The sequence below is a fragment of the Arthrobacter sp. P1_B4 genome (assembly GCF_056406555.1).
Genome location: NZ_JBFTZW010000008.1, coordinates 41,559 through 65,453 on the forward strand (window position 1 = coordinate 41,559; position 23,895 = coordinate 65,453).

Here is a 23,895-nt window from a genome sequence, read left to right on the forward strand (position 1 = left end):
TTCCCACCCGAAGCGGCCGGCCTCTCGAATTCGCGGGAAACCACCGACTTCGCCGTAACTTTGCGGCGCCCTCGCCACGTTCCGGCGAATTGGGCGGCGTCCAAAGCAGCCGTCCCCCAAAGAAGCCAAGGTGCGGCGCTCTCGTGTTATCCACATAGCGACGGCGGGGCCTCCCGCCTGCTCCTGCAGCGGCCGAAGCTGGTGGCATGACGCATAACCCCGTGTTGGAGCTGCCGCCGGCCGGTAACCTCTGGCGCACCGAACAGCTCCTGGATCTCGGCTTCAGCTCGCGCGCCGTCCGCTCGCTCCTCGATTCAGGCACCCTCGTCCGGCTCCGGCACGGCTGCTACATCCGCGCCAGCCTCTGGAACGCCCAGTCGCCTACTGTCCGGAGCCGGCAGCTCATCTACGCGCACGCCCACGGAACGCGTACGACGTCGACAGGAGCCTTCCACTACAGCCACACTTCCGCAGCGCGCCTCCGCCTCCTCCACCTGTGGGAAGTGGATGACATGATCCATGTCCTCCAGAAGGTACGGCCCTCGAACGAGCGACACGGCAGGGACGTCCGCTGCCACACGCGCCCCTTCGCCGACCACGACGTCGCCGTGGTGAACGGCCTCCGGACCACGTCCCTGGAGCGCACGACGGCCGACTGCGCCATGCTGCTGCCCTACAGGCCGGCGTTGATCCTCACCGACCACGCGCTTCGACTCGGCGCGGACCCGGGCGCCCTGCAGGCCATGGCAGATGATCTGGACGGCCGCCGGGGCATTCGGACTTTCCGCCGCGTCCTGGCCGCGGCCGATCCTCGCTCCGAATCTCCCGGTGAGACCCTGACCCGCGACCTGATCCTGCGGCTGCGGATCCGACCACCTGAGCCGCAGCTGGAAGTGTCGAGCCGCGCCGGGCGCCATCGCCTGGACTTTGCATGGAAGGAGGAAAAGGTCGCCCTCGAGTTCGACGGCAAGATCAAGTACTTCGACTACAGGCCCGCGGCCGAGGTGCTCTTCGAGGAACGGCGTCGGGAGAAGGCCTTGGTTGAAGAGGGCTGGCGGTTCGTCCGCGTGGAGTGGAAGGACCTCTTTCGCGAGCAGGAATTCAAGCACCGTCTGCTTCGTGCGCTGGCCGGCCGCCGGTGCCCCTGAGCGTCGAATGCGTTGCGGCGCCCGGCACCCCGCACCCCGCAGACTCGAATTCGCCGGTAGCGCGCCACGTCGTCGGACACTTACGGCGACACCGCGGGTTTCCGGCGAATTGGGCGGCTGCTGGCTCCGAACCGGCCGGCGCACGGCGGCGGAGTCCTAGGCGCCGTAGCTCGGTTCGCGCTTCTTGACCCAGCCGATGGCGAGCGAGGTCAGCGGCACGAAGGCGAACTCCACGAGGGTCTTGTAGAGGAAGCCCACGAGGACGTAGTTCACGAACATCGCGGCGTCGGTAATTCCGATCACGGATGCGGCGATGCTGCAGAAGATCAGGGTGTCCACGAACTCACCCGCCACGGAGGAGCCCATGATGCGCGCCCACAGGGACCTTTCCCCGGTCCGCGCCTTCATCTTCACCAGGATCCAGGAGTTGATGGTCTGGCCGGCGAGGAAGGCCAGCAGCGATGCCAGCACAATCTGCGGGACCGGCCCCAGTGCGCCTTCCAAGGCTGCCTGTTTGGCGGAACCGTATTCGTCGTCGAACCCCGGCAGGGCGATGATGACCCAGTAGCAGAGCGACGCGAAGACGGACAGCGCAAAGCTGGTGATGATGGCCTTGCGCGCCACTTTGAAGCCGTAGACCTCGCTGATGACATCGCCCAGGATGTACGCCAGCGGGAAGAGGAAGAAGCCGCCGTCGGTGATGACGGGGCCGATCGCCACGCCCTTGGACGCCCCGATGTTGGACAGGATCAGTACCACGGCCATGACAGCGAGCATGATGCCGAAATGCGGGGAGCCGATCGAGGCGAACCTTGGTGCGGCTGACGCCGGGAAGGTCTTGGCGGAAGTCATGGGTATTCCATTCGTAGTGGTTCGCTCGGCGGCCCACACCCGCAAAGGGAACACGCTGGGCGGCCGGCTGTATTAGCACTGGACGGTCCCGGTAACACAAGCAGCCGGAACCGCCTCCATTCTCGCACCCGACGGTGCGGGCACGGCGGTATGGGGGCGGCGGCATGGGAGTCTGGGCGGCGGCCAGGAGCCGCGAGTTCGCGGCAAGCCCTCGAGCTCGCGGTAAATGTACGGCGACCCGGCGCGCTTCCGGCGAATTCGAAGTCGCAGCGCTTCCGCACTGCCCATCCTATGAAGCTTGCCCACACCCTGTGAACGCTCCGGGCGTGGTGGCAGGATGGGGCCAAGGAGGAGCCCCATGCCTGACACCGCAGTTTCCACGCGCGCCCTCGTCAAGCGGTACCGCGACGTCACCGCCGTCGACTCGCTCAACCTCGACGTCCGCCGGGGCGAGATCTACGGGTTCCTCGGCAGGAACGGGGCGGGCAAAACGACAACCATCCGCATGATGCTCGGCCTGATCCGGCCGAGCAGCGGGGAGGTGAGCGTCCTAGGCCAGCGCATCATCCCTGGCGAGACCGCCGTGTTCGCCCGCGTTGGCTTCCTCGTCGAGACCGCGACCGCCTACCCCAACCTCACCGTGCGCGAGAATCTGGATATCCAGCGCCGGCTCACGGGCTCGCCGCCGCGGTCGGTCGCCGACTCGATCACGCTGCTGCGCTTGGATCCTTATGCCGATCGGCGTGCCGGGCAGCTCTCGCTCGGCAACAAACAGCGTCTAGCCCTCGCCCGCGCACTGCTGCACTCCCCCGAACTGCTCGTGCTCGACGAGCCCGCCAACGGCCTTGATCCGGCCGGCATAGTCGAGATCCGCGAGCTGCTCCGTTCGCTCGCCGACAAGCGCGGCGCCACCGTCTTCATGTCGAGCCACATCCTCGCCGAGGTCGCTCACCTGGCCGACCGCATCGGTATCGTCCACGACGGCCGTCTCATCGAGGAGTCGTCGCGCGACGAACTCGCCGCGAAGGCACGCGCGTTCGCGACTGGCGCCTACACCCCGGAAGAGCGCGAGCAGGCGCTGCTTACACTGGATCTGGAACGCTACTTCCTGGCGCGGACGGGCGATGCGCGCGGTGCCGATGGCCGGAGGAGCGGCGCTTCGTCCGAGGGCGGCGCGGTTTGATGTTCGGTCAGGTTCTTGGCACCGAGTTCATGAAGCTCCACCGTGCCAAGGCGACGTGGGCCACGCTGGCGGTGCTCGCGATCATGCCGCTCGGTATTGCGCTTTTCATGTGGATCGTGCGCGAACCGGGGCGGGCGGCCCAGCTGGGGCTTCTGGGTACCAAAGCCAGCCTTGCCGGGCTTGAGGCGACGTGGCTCCAATACTTCTACATGCTCACGCTGGTCTTCGGTGTCGGCGGGATGCTGCTGCTGACCTTCATCATCGCCCACCTGTTTGGCCGGGAGTACGGTGATGCCACCGCCAAGAACATGCTCGCGCTGCCCGTAGCCCGTCATTGGTTCGCCGTCGCCAAGCTGGCGGTCGCGGCCGTATGGTGGATGGCGCTCATCGTCATAGTCCTCGTCGAGGCCATGGCGATCGGACTGGTGTTGGGGCTGCCGGGGTTCTCGGCAGAGTTGGCCGCGGCGGGAATCGCACACGTGCTCCTCGCTGCGACGATCTCATTCCTGCTCGCGCCCGTGGTCGCCTGGATCGCTGTGTGGAGCCGAGGCGAAGTGGCCCCCATCGCTTTCTCGCTCGTTATGCTGGCCCTGGGCAATCTGTTCGGCAAGACCGGCTGGGCGGAGTGGTTCCCTTATTCGATCGTCCCGCTGCTGATCGGCATGGTGGCCGATCCTGTCGGCTCGCTCCCGCCAGGCAGCTATGTTGTGCTCGCGGGAACGTTCGTGGCGGGCACCGCCGCAACGATCCTGCAGCTGCGGTTCGCAGACAACGCCCAATAGCGTGGGCCCGGGCCGCCGTCGTTGTCGCCGTCCATTCGCGCCTTAGGCCGCGAGTTCGCCGGATACGCGCCAAGTCGCCGTGAACATACGGCGACCCGGCGCGCTTCCGGCGAATTCGAGGACGGCCTGCGGCCTGCCCTAGCGGCGCGAGGCGTCGATGAGGTCCTTGTCCTCGTCCCTGCCGCCGTCGCCCGGACCACCAGCAGCCGCATCCGCGGCCGCGCCCGGACCAGCAGCCGCCCCCGGGGCCGCGCCCGGACCAGCAGCCACCCAGGCGTGGCCCTGTTCGTGATCCAGGTGCGTGGACTTCTTGTTCTTCAGGGCGAAGATGTAGACCAGCAGGGAGATGCCGATGGCCACGGTGACGTAGGTGAAGAACAGCTCTTCCTGTCCGGTCTTCTGCAGTGCAGCGCCGATGAGCGGGACGGTGCCGCCGAAGAGAGAGTTGGCGATCGCGTAGCCCAGGCCCACCCCGAGGGCACGGATGGACGCGGGGAAGAGCTCGGCCTTCACCAGGGCGTTGATGGACGTGTAGCCGCCTACGATCAGCAGGCCGCCCATCATGAGCAGGAACGCGGTGATCGGATCCTTGGTACCGGCGAGCGCGGACAGGAGCGGCCAGGTAAACAGGACGCCGGTGATGCCGAACCACAGCAGCAGCGGTTTGCGGCCTACCTTGTCCGAGATGATGCCGTAGACCGGCTGGAGCAGCATGAAGATGAACAGTGCCCAGAAGTTGATGACCGACGTGTCCGTCTTGGCGATGCCGGAGGTATCGTTCATGAACTTCAGGATGAAGTTGGTGTACGTGTAGAACGCCACCGTGCCGCCAAGGGTGATTCCGATGCAGATCATGAGCGGCTTCCAGTAGCTGGTGAACAGCAGCTTCATGGTTCCGGGCTGCGCCTGGCCTCCCACGGCAGGGGCCTTTGCGGCCTCGAGCTGTTCGGCCGAGACGGTTTCCTCCATGGAGCGCCGCAGCCACAGGACCACCAGCGCGGCCACGCCGCCCACCGCGAACGGGATGCGCCAGCCCCACTCGGTCAGCTCGGCCTTGGGCATGGCGTTCTGCAGGACCACAAGGACCAGCAGTGCCAGCATCTGGCCGCCGACCAGGGTGACGTACTGGAAGCTGGAGAAGAAGCCGCGGCGCTTGGAGGTGGCAGCCTCGGACATGTACGTGGCGCTGGTGCCGTACTCACCGCCCACGGAGAAGCCCTGGATCACGCGGATGAGGACCAGCAGGATCAGGGCCCACAGGCCGATCACGTCCTGGGTGGGCAGCACCGCGATCGCGAAAGAGCCGGCGGACATCATGGTCACGCTCAGTGTCAGCGCGGCTTTGCGGCCCTTGCGGTCGGCGTAACGGCCAAAGAACCAGGCACCGATCGGGCGCATCAGGAAGGACGTCGAGAAGACGGCCATCGCCTCGAGGCCGGCCTGGAGCTCGTCCTTGGAGTTGAAGAAGTGCGCCTGGAAGTAGGCCGCGAACACGGTGTAGACGTAGAGGTCGTACCACTCGACAAGGTTGCCGGCCGAGCCTTTGAGGATGTTGCCGACGGCTTTCCGGGTCTGGGCCGCTTCGGTCAGTTGGGTGCTCATCAATGAACCTTCCTGGATCCGGCGCCGCCGGTAAGCAACACCGTCCGCCACCCTAGCCCGCGTGATCCGGAACACTCAGGTTTTGTTCATACTGTTCATGGAATGTTTGTTCATGAGCACAATGCTGGCGGATTTGGCGGGATGGCAGGATGGGACCATGACTTCTACCGCATTCGATTCCACCGCCCTGGCGGATGGCGCTGCTGCTTCCGATACAGCTACCGGGCCCGCCTCCTCCCCCGCCGTCGCGCTGACCATCGCAGGCTCCGAGGCGACCGGCGGCGCCGGCGCGCAGGCTGACCTGAAGACGTTCCAGGAACTCGGCGTCTTCGGGATCGCGAACCTGACCTGCATCGTGTCCTTCGTCCCCAAGGACAACTGGAACCACCGCTTTGTCCCGGTGGACCAGCAGGTCATCGCGGACCAGCTGGAAGCGACGACGGCGGCTTACGGTGCCGCGTCCGGCGCACCGGCCGTGCTGGACACCGTCAAGATCGGCATGCTGGGCAGCCCGGCGACGATTTCGACCGTGGCCGCGGCGCTGGCGGCCGGGCAGTTCGCCAACGTGGTGCTGGATCCGGTGCTGATCTGCAAGGGCCAGGAGCCGGGCCACGCCCTGGACACCGACCAGGCGCTCAAGTCCCACATCCTGCCGCTGGCCACCTTCGTCACCCCCAACCATTTCGAGGCCGAGTCGCTCTCCGGGCTGGAGATCACCGACGTCGAGTCCCTCAAGGCCGCCGCGGTCCGCATCCATGAGCTCAGCGGCGCCGCGGTGCTCGCCAAGGGCGGCGTGCGGCTCGAAGGCCCCGACGCCGTCGACGTCTACTATGACGGCGAAACCCTGGAAGTCCTGTCCGCCCCGAAGGTGGGCGAGGTGGCAGTCTCCGGCGCCGGGTGCTCATTGGCCGCGGCGGTGACGGCCGAGCTCGCCAAGGGCGCGACGCCGCTGGCCGCCGCCCGGACGGCGAAGGCGTTTGTGACCGCCGGCATCCGGAACCGCGTGGCCTCGGGCGCCCCGTTCGATGCCTTGTGGCAGGGCGGCCCGCGCTAACTCGTTGCTGGGATCATTGGAGGAAACGGCAATGGCACAGCACTTTGAGTCCGTGGAGGAATACATCGCCTCGTTTCCTGCTGACGTGCAGGAGGCGCTGCAGGAGATCCGGCGGCACTGCCATGCCGCGGTACCAGGATCAGGGGAGATGATCAGTTACGGCATCCCGACGATCACGCTCGGGGGCAAATACGTCGTCTATTTCGCGGGCTGGGCGCACCACATCTCCGTCTACCCCGTGCCCGACGGCGACGAATCGCTGAGCACGGAACTCGCCCCCTACCGCGCAGCGAAGGGCAGCCTGAAGTTCCCGTTGCGGAAGCCTGTCCCGTACGAGCTGATTGGAAAAGTGGCGGCGGCCTTGGCACAAGAGCGCCGGAGCGGGACTCCCTAAGCCGCCGAGTTCGCCGGAGTCCCTCCAATTCGCCGGAAGTTTGTGGCGAACTGGAGGGCTTCCGGCGATGTGGGTGCCGGTAGGCCACCCGTCAGCGCGGGTCCGCGACCTTCCCCATGAAGACCGGGAGCCCGGTTTCGGTGTGCACGACCTGGTAGAGGAACGGCCGGTCGAAGTCGATGGTCTGGTCCGGGAGGGGCCGCACACCGGTCACGGCGCCGTTGATCTGCGTCACGGCGGCGGCCACCGTTCCCTTCTCGGCAACGGTGATGTCGGCGGCCTGGGCGGCCTGCGTAAGCGTCAGCTTCGGCTGGATGGCGTCGAAATCTTCGGTGGTCACCAGGGTCCTGGCCAGTCCCAGCGCTTCAAATACCTTCCGCAGGTCGAAGGTGCTCTTGTGGTCCCACTTGGGCAGGGAGATCAGTGCGGAGACCTCCTGGGCCGTGTCCAGGGCCGCCGCAATTGCCGCCAGCTTGGCCGCCGTGAGGGTCTCCGGCCCAACGCCTGGACCGGGCAGCACCAGCCGCATGGCAAAACCTTCTGCGTATGGCAGCTCCACCGCCCGCCAGCCAGGGCCCTCCGCATAGGCCAGCTGCAGCGAGTTGTACATGGTCGGCACGCTGATTTCCTCGCCACCTGAGGTCGTGAAAGGTCCGTCCGAGGTGTCGTTCGGGTCGAAAGGAGACTGCCACGCCGCGGCGAAGTACAGGGCATTGAGGAGGCTGAACGTGTTGTCGCGATCGTACTCCGCGGGTGCTTTCTTGATCCGGCCGCCCGTGTTCCGGTCCACCCAGGCATCCAGGGCCGGCCTCGTGGCGGCCTCATCCCGGAAATCCACGGGGTACACCCCGGTGCCGTAGTGCCGGGCAAGGGTTTCCAGGTAGTTCCTCCCGGTTGGTACATCCTTGTCCACAAACAAACCGTTGGCCGCATGCATGACCGGCTTCCGGGGCGGATCCTTTTCGTCGACCGAGCCGGGATCACCGTCATACGCCGCCAGGGACTCGAGCAGGGCGTTCATGGCCTCATCCCGGTTGCCGTCCGGGAGCCCCAGCACCTGGTCCATTTCGACGGCGGTCTCCCCGGACGCCCCTGCCCGCAGCATGGCGAGCGCGATCAGCAGGCTGCCGGGGGACGACACCACGTTCCCTTCGGCCCCGTCACCGCCGTCGGCCAGCAGCGCGGCTCCCAACGTCAGGGCGGAAGCCCGGAATGCCTGGAATTCGGCAGCGTACGCGGCGCGGTCCACCGGAACCCGTTCGACGCCGTCGGCCTTCACAAGCCCTGGTACCGGGGGCGCACAAGCCGTGAGCACCGCGATGGTTCCCGCCGCCACAATTTTCGCCACGCGGTGATCTTTCATGGCCACACCTTTCGCCTCGATGGGTGCGCAGTTCGCCGGAATGTCTCCGGTTCGCCGGACATATCCGGCGAACCGGGCAGCTTCCGGCGAACTCGCCGGGCCCCTAGCGCCGCGGGACGTTCCGCAGGTTGCTCCGTGCCATACTGACGGCCTCGCCGGCACCCCGGTTCAGGACCACTTTGGACATGGCCGTGGCGAAGCCCAGGACCTGCGCGCCCTTGATCTTCGGCGGGAGGGACAGCGCCTTGGGGTCCGTGATGAGCTCCACCAGCGACGGGCCGGGGTGGGCGAAGGCTTCCCGGTACGCAGCCTCGATGCGGGACGGATCCGTGACGCGCTCGGCGTGGTAGCCCAGGGCCCGGGCAACGTCCGCGTAGTTGGCGTCCGGGACGTCGACGCCGAAGTCCGGGAGCCCGTCCACCAGCATCTCGAGTTTCACCATGCCCAGGGTGGAGTTGTTGAAGACCACCACGTTCACGGGCAGCCGGTGCGCGGCGACCGTGATGAGCTCGCCCAGCAGCATCGACAGGCCGCCGTCGCCGGAGACCGAAACCACCTGCCGGCCGGGGTAGGCCAGCTGGGCGCCGATCGCGTGCGGCAGCGCGTTGGCCATGGACCCGTGCAGGTACGAGCCGATCAGCCGGCGGGTGCCCAGCGGGTTGATGTACCGGGCGGTCCAGACATTGCACATGCCGGTGTCCGCCGTGAAAATCGCGTCCCTCGCCGCCACCTGGTCCAGCAGGGAGGCAGCATATTCCGGGTGGATCGGCTGTTTCGTCCCGACGTTGCGGGTGTACGCCCCCACGGCCTTGTTCATGAGCCGGTCGTGCTTCTTCAGCATCGCATCCAGGAAACGGCGACTCTTCTTGGCCGTGACCAACGGCATGAGGGCGGCAAGGGTGGGGAGGACGTCGCCGTGCACTGCGACGTCGACGTCGGTCCGCCGCCCCAGTTTGTGCGCGGCCCGGTCCACCTGCGCCGTCCGGGTTCCGGGGAGGAACTGGTCGTACGGGAAGTCCGTTCCCAGCAGGATCAGCAGGTCCGCGTCCTCGATGCCCTCGGCCGCGGCGCCGTAACCCAGCAGCCCGGTCATGCCGATGTCATAGGCGTTGTCGTACTGCATGAAGTCTTTGCCGCGGAGGCTGTGGCCGATCGGCGCCGCGATCAGCCCGGCGAGCGCAATCACCTCGTCGTGCGCGCCCTCGACGCCGGCACCGGCAAAGATGGCCACCTTGCCGGCGGCGTTGATGGCGTCGGCCAGTTCCTGCACACTCGCGGGGTCCGGCATCAGCGCCGCCGGCCGGAAGGTCGCCGGGGCCGGCGTTTCGGCCGTCGCCTCCAGGCCGGCGATGTCACCGGGAAGGGTCACGACGGCGACGCCCCTTAGGCCGACGGCGTGCTGGATGGCGCTGTGCATGACGCGGGGCGCCTGCTCCGCGGTGCTGATCAGCTCGGAATAGACCGAGCACTCGTTGAAGAGCCGGTCGGGGTGGGTTTCCTGGAAGAAACTGCTGCCGATCTGCTTGCTGGGGATGTGCGAGGCGATGGCCAGCACCGGCGCCCCGGAACGGTTGGCGTCATACAGGCCGTTGATCAGGTGCAGGTTGCCGGGCCCGCAGGAGCCGGCGCACACCGCGAGCCGGCCGGTCAGTTGGGCTTCCGCCGCCGCGGCGAATGCGGCCGCCTCCTCATGCCGGACATGGATCCAATCGATACCGCCCTGTTGCGAGCCGCCGGTCTTGCGGACGGCGTCGACAATCGGGTTGAGGCTGTCCCCCACAATCCCGTAGATCCGCTGCACGCCGGCAGCCTGGAGTTGTTCGATGAGCTGGGTGGCAAGTTCCTTGGCCATGGGCGCACGCTCCCGCGAGATAGATCGATGAGCTGACACAGGCCAATATAGTCTGCCCTGCGGTCAGCCACGCCCAAGGGGACGCTCCCTCACCTTCTGCAGCAAACTCCCGGACGCTCCCTCACCTGATGTGCGGGAGCGACGCACCGAAAGCCGCAGGAAATGAGGGAGCGACGAGCAGTAACGGGCAGGATCTGAGGGAGGGTCCAGGAGGAACCCGCAGGAACTGAGGGAGGGTCAGCTCCCCGAGTGCGCCTGCAGGAAGGAGTAGACCTCGGTCTCGTCCACGCCCGGGAAGGCGCCCGGCGGCATGGCCGCCAGCAGGTGGGAGTGGGCCCGGGCCGAGGGCCAGGCGTTCCCGGCCCATTCGGCGGTCAGCGACGCCGGCGGGCGGCGGCAGCAGCTTTCGTCCGGGCAGGTGGACTTGGACCGCTCGGTGGTGTCGCGGCCGCGGAACCACTTCACGTGCGCATACGGGACACCCACGGAGAGCGAGAACTCCCCGTTCGCGGAGCGTTCCGTCCTGGCCGTGCACCAGTACGTCCCGGCCGGGGTATCCGTGTACTGGTTGTAGGCGCTGAACTTGTCCGGGACGTCGAACACCACCCGGGACGTCCAGTTCTTGCATGAGGGCTGGCCCTCGATGGCGCCGGTGTGGTCCTGCGGAAACGTCACGCCGTCGTTTTCGTAGGCCTTGTAGATGATGCCGCTCTTGTGGGTCTTCTGGAAGTGGGTGCGGATGTCCAGGTGCTGGGTGGCGAGGTTGGTGAACCGGTGCGCGGCGGTCTCATAGGACACGGCGAAGGCGTCCCGGATGTCCTCCACCGCGATTTCCTTGGCCTGCTTGGCCCGCTGCAGGAACTCCACGGTGGCCTGCTCGGGCAACAGGAGCGCGGCGGCGAAGTAGTTCGTGGCCACGCGCTGCATCAGGAAATCGCCGTAGTTGTTCGGCGTCTGGTGGCCCAGGACGTAATGGCCCAGCGCCTGCAGCAGCACCGAACGGGGGTCGTGATCGCTGCGGGCGTTCTGCGTGAGATAAATTCGGCGGTTCTTAAGATCAGTCACCGAACGCGTGGAATGAGGGAGATCACCCACATGGTGGAGGCTGAATCCGAGATGCCCGGCGATGTCCGAAATGACGTGGTGGGACAGCGGACCGCTGGTGTGGCCCACCGAGGCCAGGACCTTCTGCGCCTCGGCCTCATACGCGGGGAAATAGTTGTTCCTCTCGCGCATCATCGCGCGCAGTTCACCGTTCGCGCGGCGGGCCTCCTCCGGCGTCGCGACCTGCTCATTGAGCCGGCGTTCAAGCTCATGCTGCAGGCCCACCATGGACTCCAGCACATCCATCGGAAGCCGCGAACTGATGCGGATCTTGGGCAGATTCAGGGACTCATAGATGGGGCTGCGCTGGTACCGTTCCAGCTCGATCTCCAGCGCCGCACGCCGGTTGGGCGGCTCCGCGCCGAGCAGTTCGTCGATGCTCACCCCGAGTGCCGCAGCAAGCTGCTGGAGCAGACCCAGCTTGGGCTCGCGTTTGCCGTTTTCCATCAGACTCAGCTGGCTGGGGGCCGTCCCGACGGCGGCACTCAGGTCGTCGAGCGTGAGCCCTGCCGCCTTGCGCAGATGCCGGACGCGCCGGCCCAAGCTGATGACATCCACCTCCGGCGCTGCGGGCGCGGACGACGCAAGGGCTTGGCGGTTCCAGCTGGTTGAGTGCATTTCTTGAGAATACGCGAAGAAGTGCATTTCTTTCCATAGCTTTGGTCTAGAAACCCCTTGGAAAGTGCAGAAAAGTAGAACTCACGGAAAGATTCACTATCCGGGAACAACCAACCAGGCTCTGCAGAGACGCAGACTGACCGGCCCCGGACCCACCAAGGAGACAAAGATGACTGCAGCATTTGAGCCCACCCAGCAGACGCCCGAACAGCAGGCCGCCGCACTGGAGCTCGAGTGGGCCGCCAACCCGCGCTGGGAAGGTGTGACCCGGGACTACAAGGCCTCCGACGTCATCCGCCTCCGCGGCCGCGTCTCCGAAGAACACACCCTCGCCCGGCGCGGCTCCGAAAAGCTGTGGAAGCAGCTCACCGAAGAGCACAAGACCGGCGGCTACACCAACGCCCTCGGCGCCCTGACCGGCAACCAGGCCGTGCAGCAGGTCAAGGCCGGCCTCCGCGCCATCTACCTCTCCGGCTGGCAGGTCGCCGCGGACGCCAACAACTCCGGCCACACCTACCCGGACCAGTCGCTCTACCCCGCCAATTCCGTTCCCACGGTGGTCCGGCGCATCAACAACGCCCTGCTCCGCGCGGACCAGATCGAGTTCTCCGAGGGCATCCAGACCGTCGAGGACTGGATGGTCCCGATCGTGGCCGACGCCGAGGCAGGCTTCGGCGGCCCGCTGAACGCCTACGAGCTCATGAAGTCCATGATCCAGGCCGGCGCCGCGGGCGTGCACTGGGAAGACCAGCTCGCCTCGGAAAAGAAGTGCGGCCACCTCGGCGGCAAGGTCCTGATCCCCACCCAGCAGCACGTCCGGACGCTGAACGCGGCCCGGCTCGCCGCCGACGTCGCCGGTACCCCGTCGGTCATCATCGCCCGCACCGACGCCGAGGCGGCCACCCTGATCACCTCCGACGTCGACGAGCGCGACCAGGAATTCATCCTCCGCGAAGGCGGCCAGCCGGTCCGCACCCCGGAGGGCTTCTACAAGGTCCGCAACGGGATCGAACCCTGCATCGCCCGCGCCAAGGCCTACGCCCCGTACTCCGACCTCATCTGGATGGAGACGGGTACCCCGGACCTGGAACTGGCCCGCAAGTTCGCCGAATCCGTCAAGGCCGAGTTCCCGGACCAGATGCTCTCCTACAACTGCTCGCCGTCGTTCAACTGGCGCAAGCACCTCGACGACGCCACGATCGCGAAGTTCCAGCGCGAACTCGGCGCCATGGGCTTCACCTTCCAGTTCATCACCCTGGCCGGCTTCCACGCCCTGAACTACTCGATGTTCGACCTCGCCCACGGCTACGCCCGGGAAGGCATGAGCGCGTACGTCGAGCTGCAGGAGAAGGAATTCGCCTCCGAGTCCCGCGGCTACACCGCCACCAAGCACCAGCGCGAAGTCGGCACCGGCTACTTCGACGACATCGCCACCGCGCTCAACCCGAACGCATCCACCCTGGCCCTGGTGGGATCCACCGAAGAAGGCCAGTTCCACTAGACACCCGACGGCGGCGCTTCCGCCCGGCCCTTCGGTCCGGCATTGCTCTGCCTGCTATTCCCCATGTCCGGGCCCGACCTCGCTGAGCGAGGACAGGCCCGGACACAGGGCCCCTTTTACGCAGGCTGCCGCAATACCGGCACCTTCGGCCTCGGGGGCACCGCACCTGACGCACGGCCCGCCGTCGAACTTGCTTCTTCTCTAAGGAGATTTGAAATGAACAGCTTCACTGACAACTTCACTATCAACGGGATCACGTTGACCGCGCAGCCGATTTGCCGGCAGGGCGAGGTCCTCACGCCGGACGCGCTGGCGTTTGTTGCCAAGCTGCACAAGGCCACGGCAGGGCGCCGTCGGGAGCTGCTGCAGGCACGGCAGGAACGCCGCCAGCAGATCTCCAAGGGCCAGGACCCGCGGTTCCTGCGCGAGACCGAGTCCGTCCGCAACGACCCGAACTGGCGCGTCGCTCCCCCGGCCCCGGGCTTGGAGGACCGCCGCGTGGAAATCACCGGGCCGGTCGACAAGAAGATGACCATCAACGCGCTGAACTCCGGCGCCAAGGTGTGGCTCGCGGACATGGAGGACTCCTCCACGCCGTCCTGGCGCAACGTGATCCAGGGCCAGCTGAACCTCACGGACGCGCTGGAACGCCGGATCGACTTCACTTCCCCGGAGGGCAAGGAGTACAAGCTGCGCCCGGCCGGGGAACTGCCCACAGTCGTGGTCCGCCCCCGCGGCTGGCACCTGCCGGAAAAGCACATGCTCATCGATGGCACGCCTATTGCCGGCGGGATCGTGGACTTTGGCCTGTACTTCTTCCACAACGCCCGCCGCCTGATCGCCCAGGGCAAAGGCCCGTACTTCTACCTGCCCAAGATCGAGAGCCACCTCGAGGCCCGGCTGTGGAACGACATCTTCATCCTGGCGCAGGACCTACTGGGCATCCCGCAGGGCACCATCCGCGCCACCGTGCTGATCGAGACCATCACCGCGGCGTTCGAAATGGAGGAGATCCTCTACGAACTCCGCGACCACGCCGCGGGCCTGAACGCCGGCCGCTGGGACTACATCTTCTCCCTGATCAAGAACTTCCGCACCCGCGGCCCGCGCTTCGTGCTCCCGGACCGCGGCCAGGTCACCATGACCCAGCCGTTCATGCGCGCCTACACCGAACAGCTCGTGCGCGCCTGCCACAAGCGCGGCGCCATGGCGATCGGCGGCATGGCCGCGGCTGTCCCCAACCGCAAGGACCAGGAGGCCAACGCGATCGCCTTCGAGAAGGTCCGCGCGGACAAGACCCGCGAGGCCGGCGACGGCTTCGACGGCTCCTGGGTGGCGCACCCGGACCTGGTGCCGGTCTGCCGCGAGGTGTTCGACGGCGTCCTCGGCGAGCGTCCGAACCAGCTCGAACGCCTCCGCGAGGACGTCACCCCGGACGACCGCGCGCTCCTGGACATCTCCACGACCACCGGAACCATCACCGAACAGGGCATCCGGAACAACATCGAAGTCGGCATCCGCTACATCGAGTCCTGGCTCCGCGGCAACGGCGCCGTAGCCATCCACAACCTGATGGAGGACGCCGCCACCGCGGAAATCTCCCGCTCGCAGCTGTGGCAGTGGATCTTCGTCCGCGCCATCACCGACCACGGCGACTTGATCACCCGGGAGTGGGTGGAGGACATGCTGGACGAGGAATTCGCCAAGCTGGAGCGCTTCGAAGGAGACCGTTTCGCCGACGCGCGGGACATCTTCGAGGAAGTCACCCTCAGCACCGAGTTCCCGGCCTTCCTGACACTGCCGGCCTACGACCGCTTCCTGCACGAAGCGCGCGACGGCGCCGGCGTCGCCAGCGGGGACCCCGCACTGCTTCCGGCGTAGGACTCCGCGTCCCGGGCAACCGGGTCCGCACAGATTTCCGTTGGCTGGGCTGCCAGGCCCTTCGCAACAGGCACCCCGAAATCCGGGTGGCAGTCCAGCAACGGAAAATCCCCCCGTACTCGACAACGGCGTCGAGACGACAGGTAAGGCCCATGTTCCCCGCGAACATGGGCCTTACCTGTCGTCGCGATTGACATCACCCCGGCGCGCGACAGCGAATCAGTGGGGCTTCGGCACCCGCCGCAGTGACAGCGAGGTGCCCAGGATGAACGCGGCCACCGAGCACAGGATCATCAGCAGCGGGCCCGTCCAGGCGCCGGTAGTCCCGTGGACGTAGCCCAGCAGGGTCGGCGCCACTGCCCCGAAGGAGTATCCCGTCCCCTGGACGACGGCGGACATCCGGGCCGCCGAGGCCTGGTCCCGCGCCAGCCGGATAATGGCCAGGAAGATTAGCGTGATGCCGCCGCCCTGGGCCACACCGCCGAAGGAACACCACAGCCACCACAGCTCCGGTGCGAGCAGCAGGCCCACGGGTACGGTGAGCCACAGCAGCCCAAGGGCGAGGCCCACCGCCGTCGTACTGGCGAACCGGGCCGCCAGCGGCACGCCTAGTCCGCCCACAATGGCCAGGATCTGGAAGAGCGAGGACCCCGCCCCGGCGGCTGCCGGCGACATGCCGAGTTCGTCAGAGAGCAGGCTTGGCAGCCAGGCGGTCACTCCGTAGTACGAGAACGCCTGCCCGGCGAACCCGAAGGTCAGCGCTGCCGTGATCCACCGCGAGGTGAGCTTGCCGGGCCGCCGCGGGTCCGCCGCGGGGATGGCAGCAGGTATGAATGCCCGCCGGCCAACCGCAATCACCCACACGGCGGCAGCCGCCACCGCGAACAGGCCACTGGCGGCAATCGCGGGCCGCCAGCCCAGCAGGTCAGCCAGCGGCGCCGACACCATGGAGGTCAGGAACGAGCCGATGTTCAGTGCCGCGGTGTAGGTGCCCATTGCCGCGCCTTGCCGGGCGGGGGTGAAGTCACGGCGGATGATCAGCGGGACCACGATGTTGCCGATCGTGATGGCGACGCCGAGGATCACCGTGCCCAGCATGACCAGGGCACCACCGCCGGCCGAGCGGACCACGACGCCGAAGAGCACGCCGAGCAGGGTCAGGGTGATGGCGAACTCGGGCCCCAGCTTGCGTCCGGCCAGCGAGGCCAGGGGCGCGGCGAGGGCAAAGCACAGCACCGGAATGCCGGTCAGGAATCCCAATTCCACCGGGGTAAACCCGAGATCGTCCTCCAGTTGGGCGATCACCGGGGCAACCGCCACCAACGGGCCGCGCATGTTCAGCGCGATCAGCCCGATCGCGAGCATGAGGAGCCAGCCGCGCGGCGCCCGGGCCACGCCGCTCATGGGGTGGGCCGTTGCCCGGCGGCCGGGCAGAAATATGCTTTCATCAGTCCCATTGCTATCACGGGCCCCTGCCGCACCCGCGGAATGTGACGTTTCCGGGGCGGGGCTATTGGCCCGCGAAATAGATCTTGCGAAGCGTCTCGGTGACGGTCCACGACGTCCGTTGACCTTGGCGCAGCCGTACGACGTCGCCAGTTGCGACGTCCAAGGTGCTTCCGTCGTCGAGGAACACGAGGCGGGCCTTCCCGCTCAGGACGACAAAGACCTCCTCGGCCTCGGTATCAGTGGCAGTGCCCGGGGTCATTTCCCATATGCCGACGCCGCATCCCGCCAGGTCCTCAAGCTCGCGAACCGCTGTGCTGGGATTGCCCAGAACAACCTTGTCGGCGGAAAGCGGCTCGTGTTTCAGGTCAAGACCGAGTGCCGCTGTGTGCTCGGCCGCTGAGTCCGTCATTGCTGGGTCTCCTCTGGTGGGGTCAATGGGGGTGTCTAGGAGTCGAAACCCAGCCCCACGGCGTCGAGCGTCTTGAGGATAAGGTTCCGCTTGCCCGCATTGTGATCGGCCCGGTCCATCGACCAGCGGGTCAGGTTGATCCCAATCGAAGCGAAGGGCTCGGGCGGGAACGGGAGCGGGCGTTTGCGCACCATCTCAAGGCGTGTCCGCTCGGTTTCGTGTCCGGCCAGCAGGTCCAGCATGACATCGGCGGCAAAGCGGGTGGACCCAACACCCAGGCCCGTGAAGCCTGCGGCATAGGCCACCCGTCCCTTTCGGGCCGTACCGAAAAAGGTGCAGAACTGGGTGCTGGAGTCGATGGCGCCTCCCCACTTGTGGCTGAACTTCAATCCCTCAAGCTGCGGAAACGTCGTGAAGAAGTGGCTGGCCAGCTTCCTGAACGTCTCCTCCCGGTCCTCGTACGCCTCCTTGACCTGGCGCCCCGCGTAATAGATGGCGTCGTAGCCGCCGAAAAGAATGCGGTTGTCCTTGCTCAAGCGGTAGTAGTGGAATTGATTGGCCATGTCGCCGATGCCTTGGCGTTCCTTCCAGCCAATGGCGGCGAGCTGTTCGTCCGTGAGCGGCTCGGTCATGAGCGCGTAGTCGTAGACCGGCACGGTCATGAAGCTGTTCCGTTTCAGGAGGGAGGGGAAGACATTGGTGGCCAGGGCTACCTGCTTGGCCCGAACGCCGCCGGATCCCGTGTGCACGCGGACGCCGCCAGGCAACCCTTCCAGCCCGCTGACGCGGGACTCTTCGAAAATTTGCACGCCGAGCTCCGTCGCCGCCCGCGCCAGTCCCGCGGCCAGTTTGGCGGGATGGATCATGGCGGCCCCGTCCTTGTGCCAACGGCCGGCGAGGTAGGTTGGCGAATTCACCGACGCGCGCATCGCATCGGTGTCAAGGAAAACCCCACCCCCGCCGTCGCTCTTAAGCGATTCAACATGGTGCGGTTCCACGGCCACGTTGAACTCGCCCGTGCGCTCGAAGTCGCAATCGATCTGATAACGCTCAACGGTCTCCTGGATCCCGTCCAGGTTTTCCATGCCCAGGCGCTCCAACTGGTCCAGTTCCTTGGGCCAGCGGTTCTTGCCGTTCTCATAGCCATGCGTCAGGCTCGCAACGCAGAACCCGCCATTGCGGCCGGACGCGGCCCAGCCGACGCGTTGCGCCTCGACGACGATTACGTCAAGTTCCGGATTGCGTTCTTTGGCCCGCAGGGCCGTCCACAGGCCTGTGTAGCCCGCGCCCACTACAACGAGATCGGCTTGAAGCTCACTCTCAAGCTGGGGGTACCGAACCACGTCATCGCCCAGATCGTCGATCCAGAATGGTCGGTGCACGGTGTCCGCCAAAGCCTGCTCAACAATTGCCGAGCCCGGGAAGCTCCGCTCAAAAACGGTCGTATGCACTGGAATCTCTCCTATTTGTGAGTGCTTTGTGAGCACTTTGCGAGTGCCCGAGGCACCTGGGTTGGTGGCACACGTTGGTTGTACAGGCGCCGGCATAGATGTCGAACTAAGCGGGCTGCTCTTCCCAGAGGGCCCTCGGCCGTGAGTCGAGGAGCGTGCGGGTGTAGTCGCTGGTGGGAGCAGACAAGATCTTCGCCGTGGGCCCTTGCTCCACGATCTGGCCTTGCTGCAGCACAAGAAGCTCCGCGCACAGCCTGGAAACCACCGCGAGATCGTGGGTCACGAAGAGAATGGTCAGGCCCAGCTGCTCCCGCACTTCCTCCACGAGCTCCAGCACTTGCGCCTGGACCGAGACGTCCAGGGCACTGGTGGCCTCGTCCAGGACCAGCAGCTTGGGCCGCGCAGCGAGGGCCTTGGCAATCGCCACGCGCTGCCGCTGCCCGCCCGAAAGTGCCCGCGGTTTGGAGTCGAAACGCTCCGGGCCGATGCCCACGCGTTCGAGAAGCTCCCGGGCGCTCTGCACGGCGTCTGCCCGCCCCTGTCCCTGGTGGAGCCGGAAAACATCCGCCACCGCCTTACCCACGGCAATCCTCGGATCCAGGGAAAGGTAGGGATCCTGGAAGACAATCTGAACGTCTTTGGCCAGGAGCTTGCGTTCACGGGCCCGGAGCGGACGTGGCGCCCGGACCCGGCCGTTGATCGCGAGTTCGCCCTCATCGGCCGTCTCGAGCGCGACAATCATTCGCGCCAACGTGGACTTGCCCGAACCTGACTCGCCCACAACGCCCAGGGAGCCGCCAGGGGCAAGGGTGAACGTGGCGTCGTTCAGGGCGGTCAGCATTTCCCCGCCCGGCAACTCATAGCGCCGGCCCAGGCCCTTGACCGAGAGCAGCGGCATGGTGCCGTCGGCCGCGGGCGCTGTCGGGACCTTGTCGAGCTCGATGCGCGGCGTGGCGCCGACCAGCTGGCGGGTGTAGTCCGCCTGCGGGCTCAAGAACACGTCGCATGCCGCGCCATGCTCCACAACTTCGCCCTTGCGCAAAACGTAGACCCGATCGCACAGGGAGGCGGCGAGGTTCAGGTCGTGCGTGATGAACAGCATGCCCATGGCCCGCGCCTGTTGCTGTTCGCGCAGCAATTCGAGAATCCCGGCCTGAGTGGTGACGTCCAGGGCTGTGGTCGGCTCGTCGCACAAGAGCAGTTCGGGCGAATCGAGCAGCGCGGCCGCAATCATGACACGCTGGAGCATGCCCCCGGACAGCTGGTGCGGATACTGCCGCATCATCTCTTTGGTCCGCCGCAGGCCCACCTGTTCCAGCTGCGTGATGGCCCGCTCGACCGATTCTTCCCGGCTCAGGCCACGCCATCTCACCAGCGTCTCGGTGAGGAAATCCCCCACCGTGCGTACCGGGTTGATGCCGGCGCGCGGGTCCTGGAAGATCATGGAGGCGCGGTTGCGGCGCAGTTGCAGCAACTTGGCCGCCGGGGCACTCGTCGTGTCCAGGCCCTGTACCTTCACAGACCCGGAAAGCCTGGAGGTTTCCGGAAAGAGCCCCAGAGCGGCCCGGGTGGTGAGCGATTTCCCGGAACCAGATTCGCCCACCAGGGCGACGGCCTCGCCATCGTCGACGTGCAGTGAGACCTCGTTCAGGAGCGCCCCGCGGCCGGGGAACTGCAGCGTGAACTGGTCAATTTCAAGGAGCTTGCTCATGAAAGCTTGCCTCCAATCCGGTCGGAGAGTTCCTCACCGATGACGTTGATGGATACGACAATAAGAACGACGACGAGCGCAGGCAGGAGGGCCGGCAGCACATGGCCGCCGAGCAGCGCGCCCCGGGCCTCCTCGATCATGGCGCCCCAGTCGGAGGTTGGCGGCTGGATGCCGAGGCCAATAAACGACAGTGCCGCGAGATCGGCGAGCACATAACCGAAATTGAGCGTGGACTGGGCGCCAACGGTGGGGACCAGGTTTGGCATGACCCGTCCCAGCACCACCCAGGGAGTCCGGAATCCCAGTACCCGGTAGGCCTGGACATACGGTCGGCCCCGTTCGGCGACCACCAACTGCTGCGTCAAACGCGCCACGTACGGGATGTAGCTGATGGTCATGGCCAGTATCGGCGCCATAAGGCCCTTGCCGAAGATGGCAATGGCCAGCATGGAGAGCAGCAGTGCGGGGAAGGCGAAGAGCAGATCGAAAATGCGGGTCAGGATCCTGCTGATCCAGCCGTCCGTCCATCCGGCTGCCAGGCCTAAGAGCAGGCCCAGGACCGTGGACGCTGCCACCACAATCAACGGGCCCATCAGCGACGTTCGCCCCCCGAACATGAGCCGGCTGAGGAGGTCGCGGCCCAGGGCATCGGTGCCGAGCCAGTGGGCGCTGCTTGGCCCGCTCAGCACGCTGGAGAGATCGACGAAGTCCGGATCGTACGGCGCCATGACCGGGGCGAGGAGGGAGAGCAACACGACGACGAGCGTCACCGTCACTGCCATCCAGCCCGTGACCGACAGGAGGCTTCCGTAGCGCCGGGTCCTCAGGAGGGGAAGCGTTCCTGTGAGAGTCATCGGGACTCCGTTCCTGCGGCGATCCGCGGGTCAATGAGGGGTTGGATGAGATCAACGACCGTGTTGGCCAGGACAAATGCCGTGACAACGATCATGACGATCGCCTGAACCACCGCGAAGTCGAGCCGGTCGATCGACTGGACCAGAAGCTGGCCGATCCCGGTCAGGCCGAATGTCTGCTCCACGATGGCGCTTGAGACCAGAAGGCCGGCGATCAGTACCCCGCTCACCGTCAGAATGGGGCCCAGGGCGTTGCGGAGCACGTGCCGGAACACCACGGAACTGCGTGTGAGGCCGCGGCTGGTGGCCACCTCCACGTGTTCGCGGATGAGTTGTTCGTTCATTGAGGAACGCGTCACCCGGGCCATGAAGGCAATGAAGGTCACGCCCAGCGCCAGGGCAGGGAGTGTCAGGTGCCAAAGCCGGCTCGGCCCTTCATCACCGCTGCCGAAGGAAGGAAACCACCCCAACTGGACCGCGAAGAGGGCGGTCAGAGCAATCGCCGCAACGAACGGCGGTATGGCACCGGCTGCCGTGACCGTGATGAGGATGAAGCGGTCCCAGCCGCCCTTGTTCAAGCTTGCGAGCATGCCGGCAATGAGGCCCAGAACTGTGATGAAGACGGCGGCCAGGGCCACGAGTTCCAGCGTCACGGGCAGGCGGTTGAGCAGCACATCGCTCACGCTCTGGCGGTAGGTCAGCGAGCGGCCCCAGTCACCGTGGAGGATGCCTCCGATCCACGTGACATACTGCTCGATCGGAGGCTTGTCCAGGCCGAACTGTTTGGTGATCTCCGCGAGGGCCTCCGGTTTGGGGCTCCGGCCGCGCAGGAGGAAGCGCGCCGGGTCGCCCGGCAGGACAAAGCGGGAGAAGAACACGATCAGTGAGGCGAAGAACAGGGTGATCAGCAGCGTTCCTACCTTGCGGAGCACCAGGGCTAATGGTGCCGCCGTCGGGCTTTTCTTCGTTGCGGGGGACGGTGGGGCGGGTGGTGCTGCCAGTTGGGTCACAGCCACGGCTACCGGCCTCCAATCGTTGCTGCCCAGGGGTAGTACATGTAGTTGATCGACGGCGTCACGCCCGTGATGCGCTTGCCGAGCCACAGTGCGGTGACGGTCTCATAGAGCGGAGACCAGACCACGTCCTGGCTGGCGATTTTCGCCGCCTGGGCCGTGAGCCGGTTTCGCTCGGCGTCGTCTTCGGTGCCGACCGCGCTGTTGATGAGTTGGTCATACTCGGCGTTGGACCAGCCACCGTAATTGCTGAAATCGCCGGTACGGAGCACGGAGTACATTTCAAGGGGTTCGGCGCTGGAGAGGTACCAGGACGTCTCGAAGAGATCGACACCCTTGCGGGCCTCGGGGTCGGAGAACAGCGTCGTGTACTTGTCATTGGACATGGTCTGAATCTCCGGTGCCAGGCCGATTTCCCGGGCAGCGGAAGCAACGGCACGCGAGGTGATGTCGAAGGCCGCGGTGAGGGACGCCGTCGCGTAGACGAATTTCTTGCCTGTAGCGTCGGCTTCCTTGATGAGGCGCCTGGCCTCGTCAAGGTTGTAGTCCTGTTTGTCGGGCGATTCGAAGGCCGAATTGACCGTGGAAGGCTGGGCACCAACCCACACGTTCCTGGTGGTCAGCGCATYGGTCGTCTTGCCGTAGCCCTGCTCTGCCGCCTGAAGGAGCGCCTCACGGTTGATGGCCATCATGAGGGCCTTGCGGACCCGGACATCGCCGAAGACGCCGTTGAGATTTGATGTGACCAGGCTTTGCACCGAGGTGTCGTTGCCGAAGTAGACGTTTCCGGCGTCGGTGTTGGCTTTGAGGATGTCCAGTGCGTTGGAGGGAACCTGCCAGCTGCCATCGATCTCGCCGGTCTGCAGGGCGTTAACCCGGGCATTGGCGTCGGGGAGGATCTTAAAGGTCATCTGCTTCGCCTTGGCCCTGAGGCTTGGATCCCAGTAGTCGTCGAAGCGCTTGAGCGTGATGCCYTCCCCGGCCTCCCAGTGGTCAAATTCAAAGGGGCCCGTGCAATTCACGCCTGTGGTGGCGTTGCCGTAGTCCGCGCCGTCCTTGGCGAGGGTCTTGGCGGATTCCACAACGCCGGGCGCCCCGACCAGCGCGGAGTTCAAGGCGTAATCCGGGACACTGGTGGTGATGGTGACCTCGTAGTCGCCGGTCTTCCGGATGTCGGCCACTCGTTCAAAGGAGGAAGCCCAGAAGGAACCGACCTTCTCATCGACATGCCGCTTGAGCGAGGCCACCACGTCCGCGGCCGTCAGGAGGCTGCCGTCGTGGAAGTGGACTCCCTGCCGGATGGTGTATACCCAGGTCAGGTCGTCAGGGTGCTCAAATTTGGTTGCCAGCCCCGGCGCGGAGGTCAGGTCGGGGTTCCAACGGAAGAGCGATTCGCACATGTTTGCCAAGACCTGGTTGTCCGGGTAGTCGAACGCGTAGGCGTAGTCGAGCGAAAACGGCTCGGCGTAGAGCGCCCAGCTGAACTGGTCAATTTCCTTGTTGGGTTTGGGCGTCGAATTGCTCAGGGTGAATTTGGCGGCGACGGTGCCGCCCGCAGTTGTGCCGCACCCGCTGAGCATGAGGCCAATGGCCGAGCAACCGGCGACGACGGCGCCCAGCCGTCGACGCGATGTGCGTGTGGGAGCCATGCGCATCCTTCCTCTAATCATGAAA

19 protein-coding genes are annotated in these 23,895 nt (G+C 66.1%); 7 read left to right on the forward strand and 12 right to left on the reverse strand.

Annotation, left to right across the window (positions count from 1 at the left end; translation table 11 throughout):
- Window positions 1–206: 206 nt before the first annotated feature.
- Window positions 207–1,148: a type IV toxin-antitoxin system AbiEi family antitoxin domain-containing protein gene (locus AC1D1W_RS05600; protein WP_476943164.1), complete on the forward strand. Its 942-nt coding sequence runs from the start codon at window positions 207–209 to the stop codon at window positions 1,146–1,148.
- Window positions 1,149–1,304: 156 nt separating this feature from the next.
- Here AC1D1W_RS05600 and AC1D1W_RS05605 read toward each other — a convergent pair whose 3' ends face one another.
- The gene (locus AC1D1W_RS05605; RefSeq protein WP_459383777.1) at window positions 1,305–2,000 is read right to left on the reverse strand and encodes a queuosine precursor transporter; all 696 of its coding nucleotides are present in this window, start codon (window positions 1,998–2,000) and stop codon (window positions 1,305–1,307) included.
- Between the two features lie 358 nt (window positions 2,001–2,358).
- On the opposite strand from AC1D1W_RS05605, the gene AC1D1W_RS05610 reads away from it, so the two are divergent.
- Together AC1D1W_RS05610 and AC1D1W_RS05615 are read left to right on the forward strand one after the other, a co-directional pair.
- Window positions 2,359–3,183 (forward strand): ABC transporter ATP-binding protein, encoded by an 825-nt coding sequence (locus AC1D1W_RS05610; protein ID WP_476943165.1) that lies wholly within the window; start codon window positions 2,359–2,361, stop codon window positions 3,181–3,183.
- On the forward strand, window positions 3,183–3,965 hold the full coding sequence (locus AC1D1W_RS05615) for an ABC transporter permease (protein ID WP_476943166.1): 783 nt from the start codon (window positions 3,183–3,185) through the stop codon (window positions 3,963–3,965). Before AC1D1W_RS05610 ends, AC1D1W_RS05615 begins: the two co-directional genes overlap by 1 nt.
- 138 nt (window positions 3,966–4,103) lie before the next feature.
- Here the strand turns inward: AC1D1W_RS05615 and AC1D1W_RS05620 are convergent, their stop codons facing one another.
- The gene (locus AC1D1W_RS05620) at window positions 4,104–5,567 is read right to left on the reverse strand and encodes an MFS transporter (protein WP_476943167.1); all 1,464 of its coding nucleotides are present in this window, start codon (window positions 5,565–5,567) and stop codon (window positions 4,104–4,106) included.
- A gap of 157 nt (window positions 5,568–5,724) precedes the next feature.
- Here AC1D1W_RS05620 and AC1D1W_RS05625 point away from each other — a divergent pair, with 157 nt between their 5' ends.
- Complete coding sequence (locus AC1D1W_RS05625; RefSeq protein WP_476943168.1) at window positions 5,725–6,621, forward strand: hydroxymethylpyrimidine/phosphomethylpyrimidine kinase; 897 nt, start codon at window positions 5,725–5,727, stop codon at window positions 6,619–6,621.
- A gap of 31 nt (window positions 6,622–6,652) precedes the next feature.
- Window positions 6,653–7,015: an iron chaperone gene (locus AC1D1W_RS05630; protein ID WP_243181492.1), complete on the forward strand. Its 363-nt coding sequence runs from the start codon at window positions 6,653–6,655 to the stop codon at window positions 7,013–7,015.
- 91 nt (window positions 7,016–7,106) lie between these two features.
- On the opposite strand, the gene AC1D1W_RS05635 is transcribed toward AC1D1W_RS05630, so the two are convergent.
- The 3 genes from AC1D1W_RS05635 to AC1D1W_RS05645 form a co-directional block, all read right to left on the reverse strand.
- Window positions 7,107–8,378 carry a serpin family protein gene (locus tag AC1D1W_RS05635; protein WP_243181491.1) on the reverse strand — a complete coding sequence of 424 codons (1,272 nt, stop codon included), beginning with the start codon at window positions 8,376–8,378 and terminating at the stop codon, window positions 7,107–7,109.
- Window positions 8,379–8,481: 103 nt separating this feature from the next.
- The gene (locus AC1D1W_RS05640; RefSeq protein WP_476943169.1) at window positions 8,482–10,230 is read right to left on the reverse strand and encodes a pyruvate dehydrogenase; all 1,749 of its coding nucleotides are present in this window, start codon (window positions 10,228–10,230) and stop codon (window positions 8,482–8,484) included.
- Window positions 10,231–10,467: 237 nt separating this feature from the next.
- Entirely contained in the window at window positions 10,468–11,979 is a 1,512-nt protein-coding gene (locus AC1D1W_RS05645) for a helix-turn-helix domain-containing protein (protein ID WP_476943170.1), read from the reverse strand.
- A gap of 142 nt (window positions 11,980–12,121) precedes the next feature.
- Here AC1D1W_RS05645 and aceA point away from each other — a divergent pair, with 142 nt between their 5' ends.
- Both aceA and aceB read left to right on the forward strand, forming a co-directional pair.
- A complete protein-coding gene (gene aceA, locus AC1D1W_RS05650; RefSeq protein WP_459383768.1) occupies window positions 12,122–13,453 on the forward strand; it encodes an isocitrate lyase in 1,332 nt (443 codons plus the stop codon).
- A 216-nt stretch (window positions 13,454–13,669) separates the two neighbouring features.
- Window positions 13,670–15,334: a malate synthase A gene (gene aceB / locus AC1D1W_RS05655; RefSeq protein WP_476943171.1), complete on the forward strand. Its 1,665-nt coding sequence runs from the start codon at window positions 13,670–13,672 to the stop codon at window positions 15,332–15,334.
- Between the two features lie 219 nt (window positions 15,335–15,553).
- On the opposite strand, the gene AC1D1W_RS05660 is transcribed toward aceB, so the two are convergent.
- The 7 genes from AC1D1W_RS05660 to AC1D1W_RS05690 form a co-directional block, all read right to left on the reverse strand.
- Window positions 15,554–16,738, reverse strand: a complete 1,185-nt coding sequence (locus AC1D1W_RS05660; RefSeq protein ID WP_243181487.1) for an MFS transporter — start codon at window positions 16,736–16,738, stop codon at window positions 15,554–15,556.
- Between the two features lie 106 nt (window positions 16,739–16,844).
- Window positions 16,845–17,192: a cupin domain-containing protein gene (locus tag AC1D1W_RS05665; protein WP_476943172.1), complete on the reverse strand. Its 348-nt coding sequence runs from the start codon at window positions 17,190–17,192 to the stop codon at window positions 16,845–16,847.
- A gap of 35 nt (window positions 17,193–17,227) precedes the next feature.
- Entirely contained in the window at window positions 17,228–18,643 is a 1,416-nt protein-coding gene (locus AC1D1W_RS05670; RefSeq protein WP_476943173.1) for an NAD(P)/FAD-dependent oxidoreductase, read from the reverse strand.
- Window positions 18,644–18,749: 106 nt separating this feature from the next.
- Window positions 18,750–20,354: a dipeptide ABC transporter ATP-binding protein gene (locus AC1D1W_RS05675; RefSeq protein WP_476943174.1), complete on the reverse strand. Its 1,605-nt coding sequence runs from the start codon at window positions 20,352–20,354 to the stop codon at window positions 18,750–18,752.
- Window positions 20,351–21,208: an ABC transporter permease gene (locus tag AC1D1W_RS05680; RefSeq protein ID WP_476943175.1), complete on the reverse strand. Its 858-nt coding sequence runs from the start codon at window positions 21,206–21,208 to the stop codon at window positions 20,351–20,353. Before AC1D1W_RS05680 ends, AC1D1W_RS05675 begins: the two co-directional genes overlap by 4 nt.
- Window positions 21,205–22,224, reverse strand: a complete 1,020-nt coding sequence (locus tag AC1D1W_RS05685; protein WP_476943176.1) for an ABC transporter permease — start codon at window positions 22,222–22,224, stop codon at window positions 21,205–21,207. Before AC1D1W_RS05685 ends, AC1D1W_RS05680 begins: the two co-directional genes overlap by 4 nt.
- 2 nt (window positions 22,225–22,226) lie before the next feature.
- Window positions 22,227–23,870, reverse strand: coding sequence for an ABC transporter substrate-binding protein (locus AC1D1W_RS05690; protein ID WP_476943177.1), 1,644 nt, complete (start codon window positions 23,868–23,870; stop codon window positions 22,227–22,229).
- Window positions 23,871–23,895: the final 25 nt, after the last annotated feature.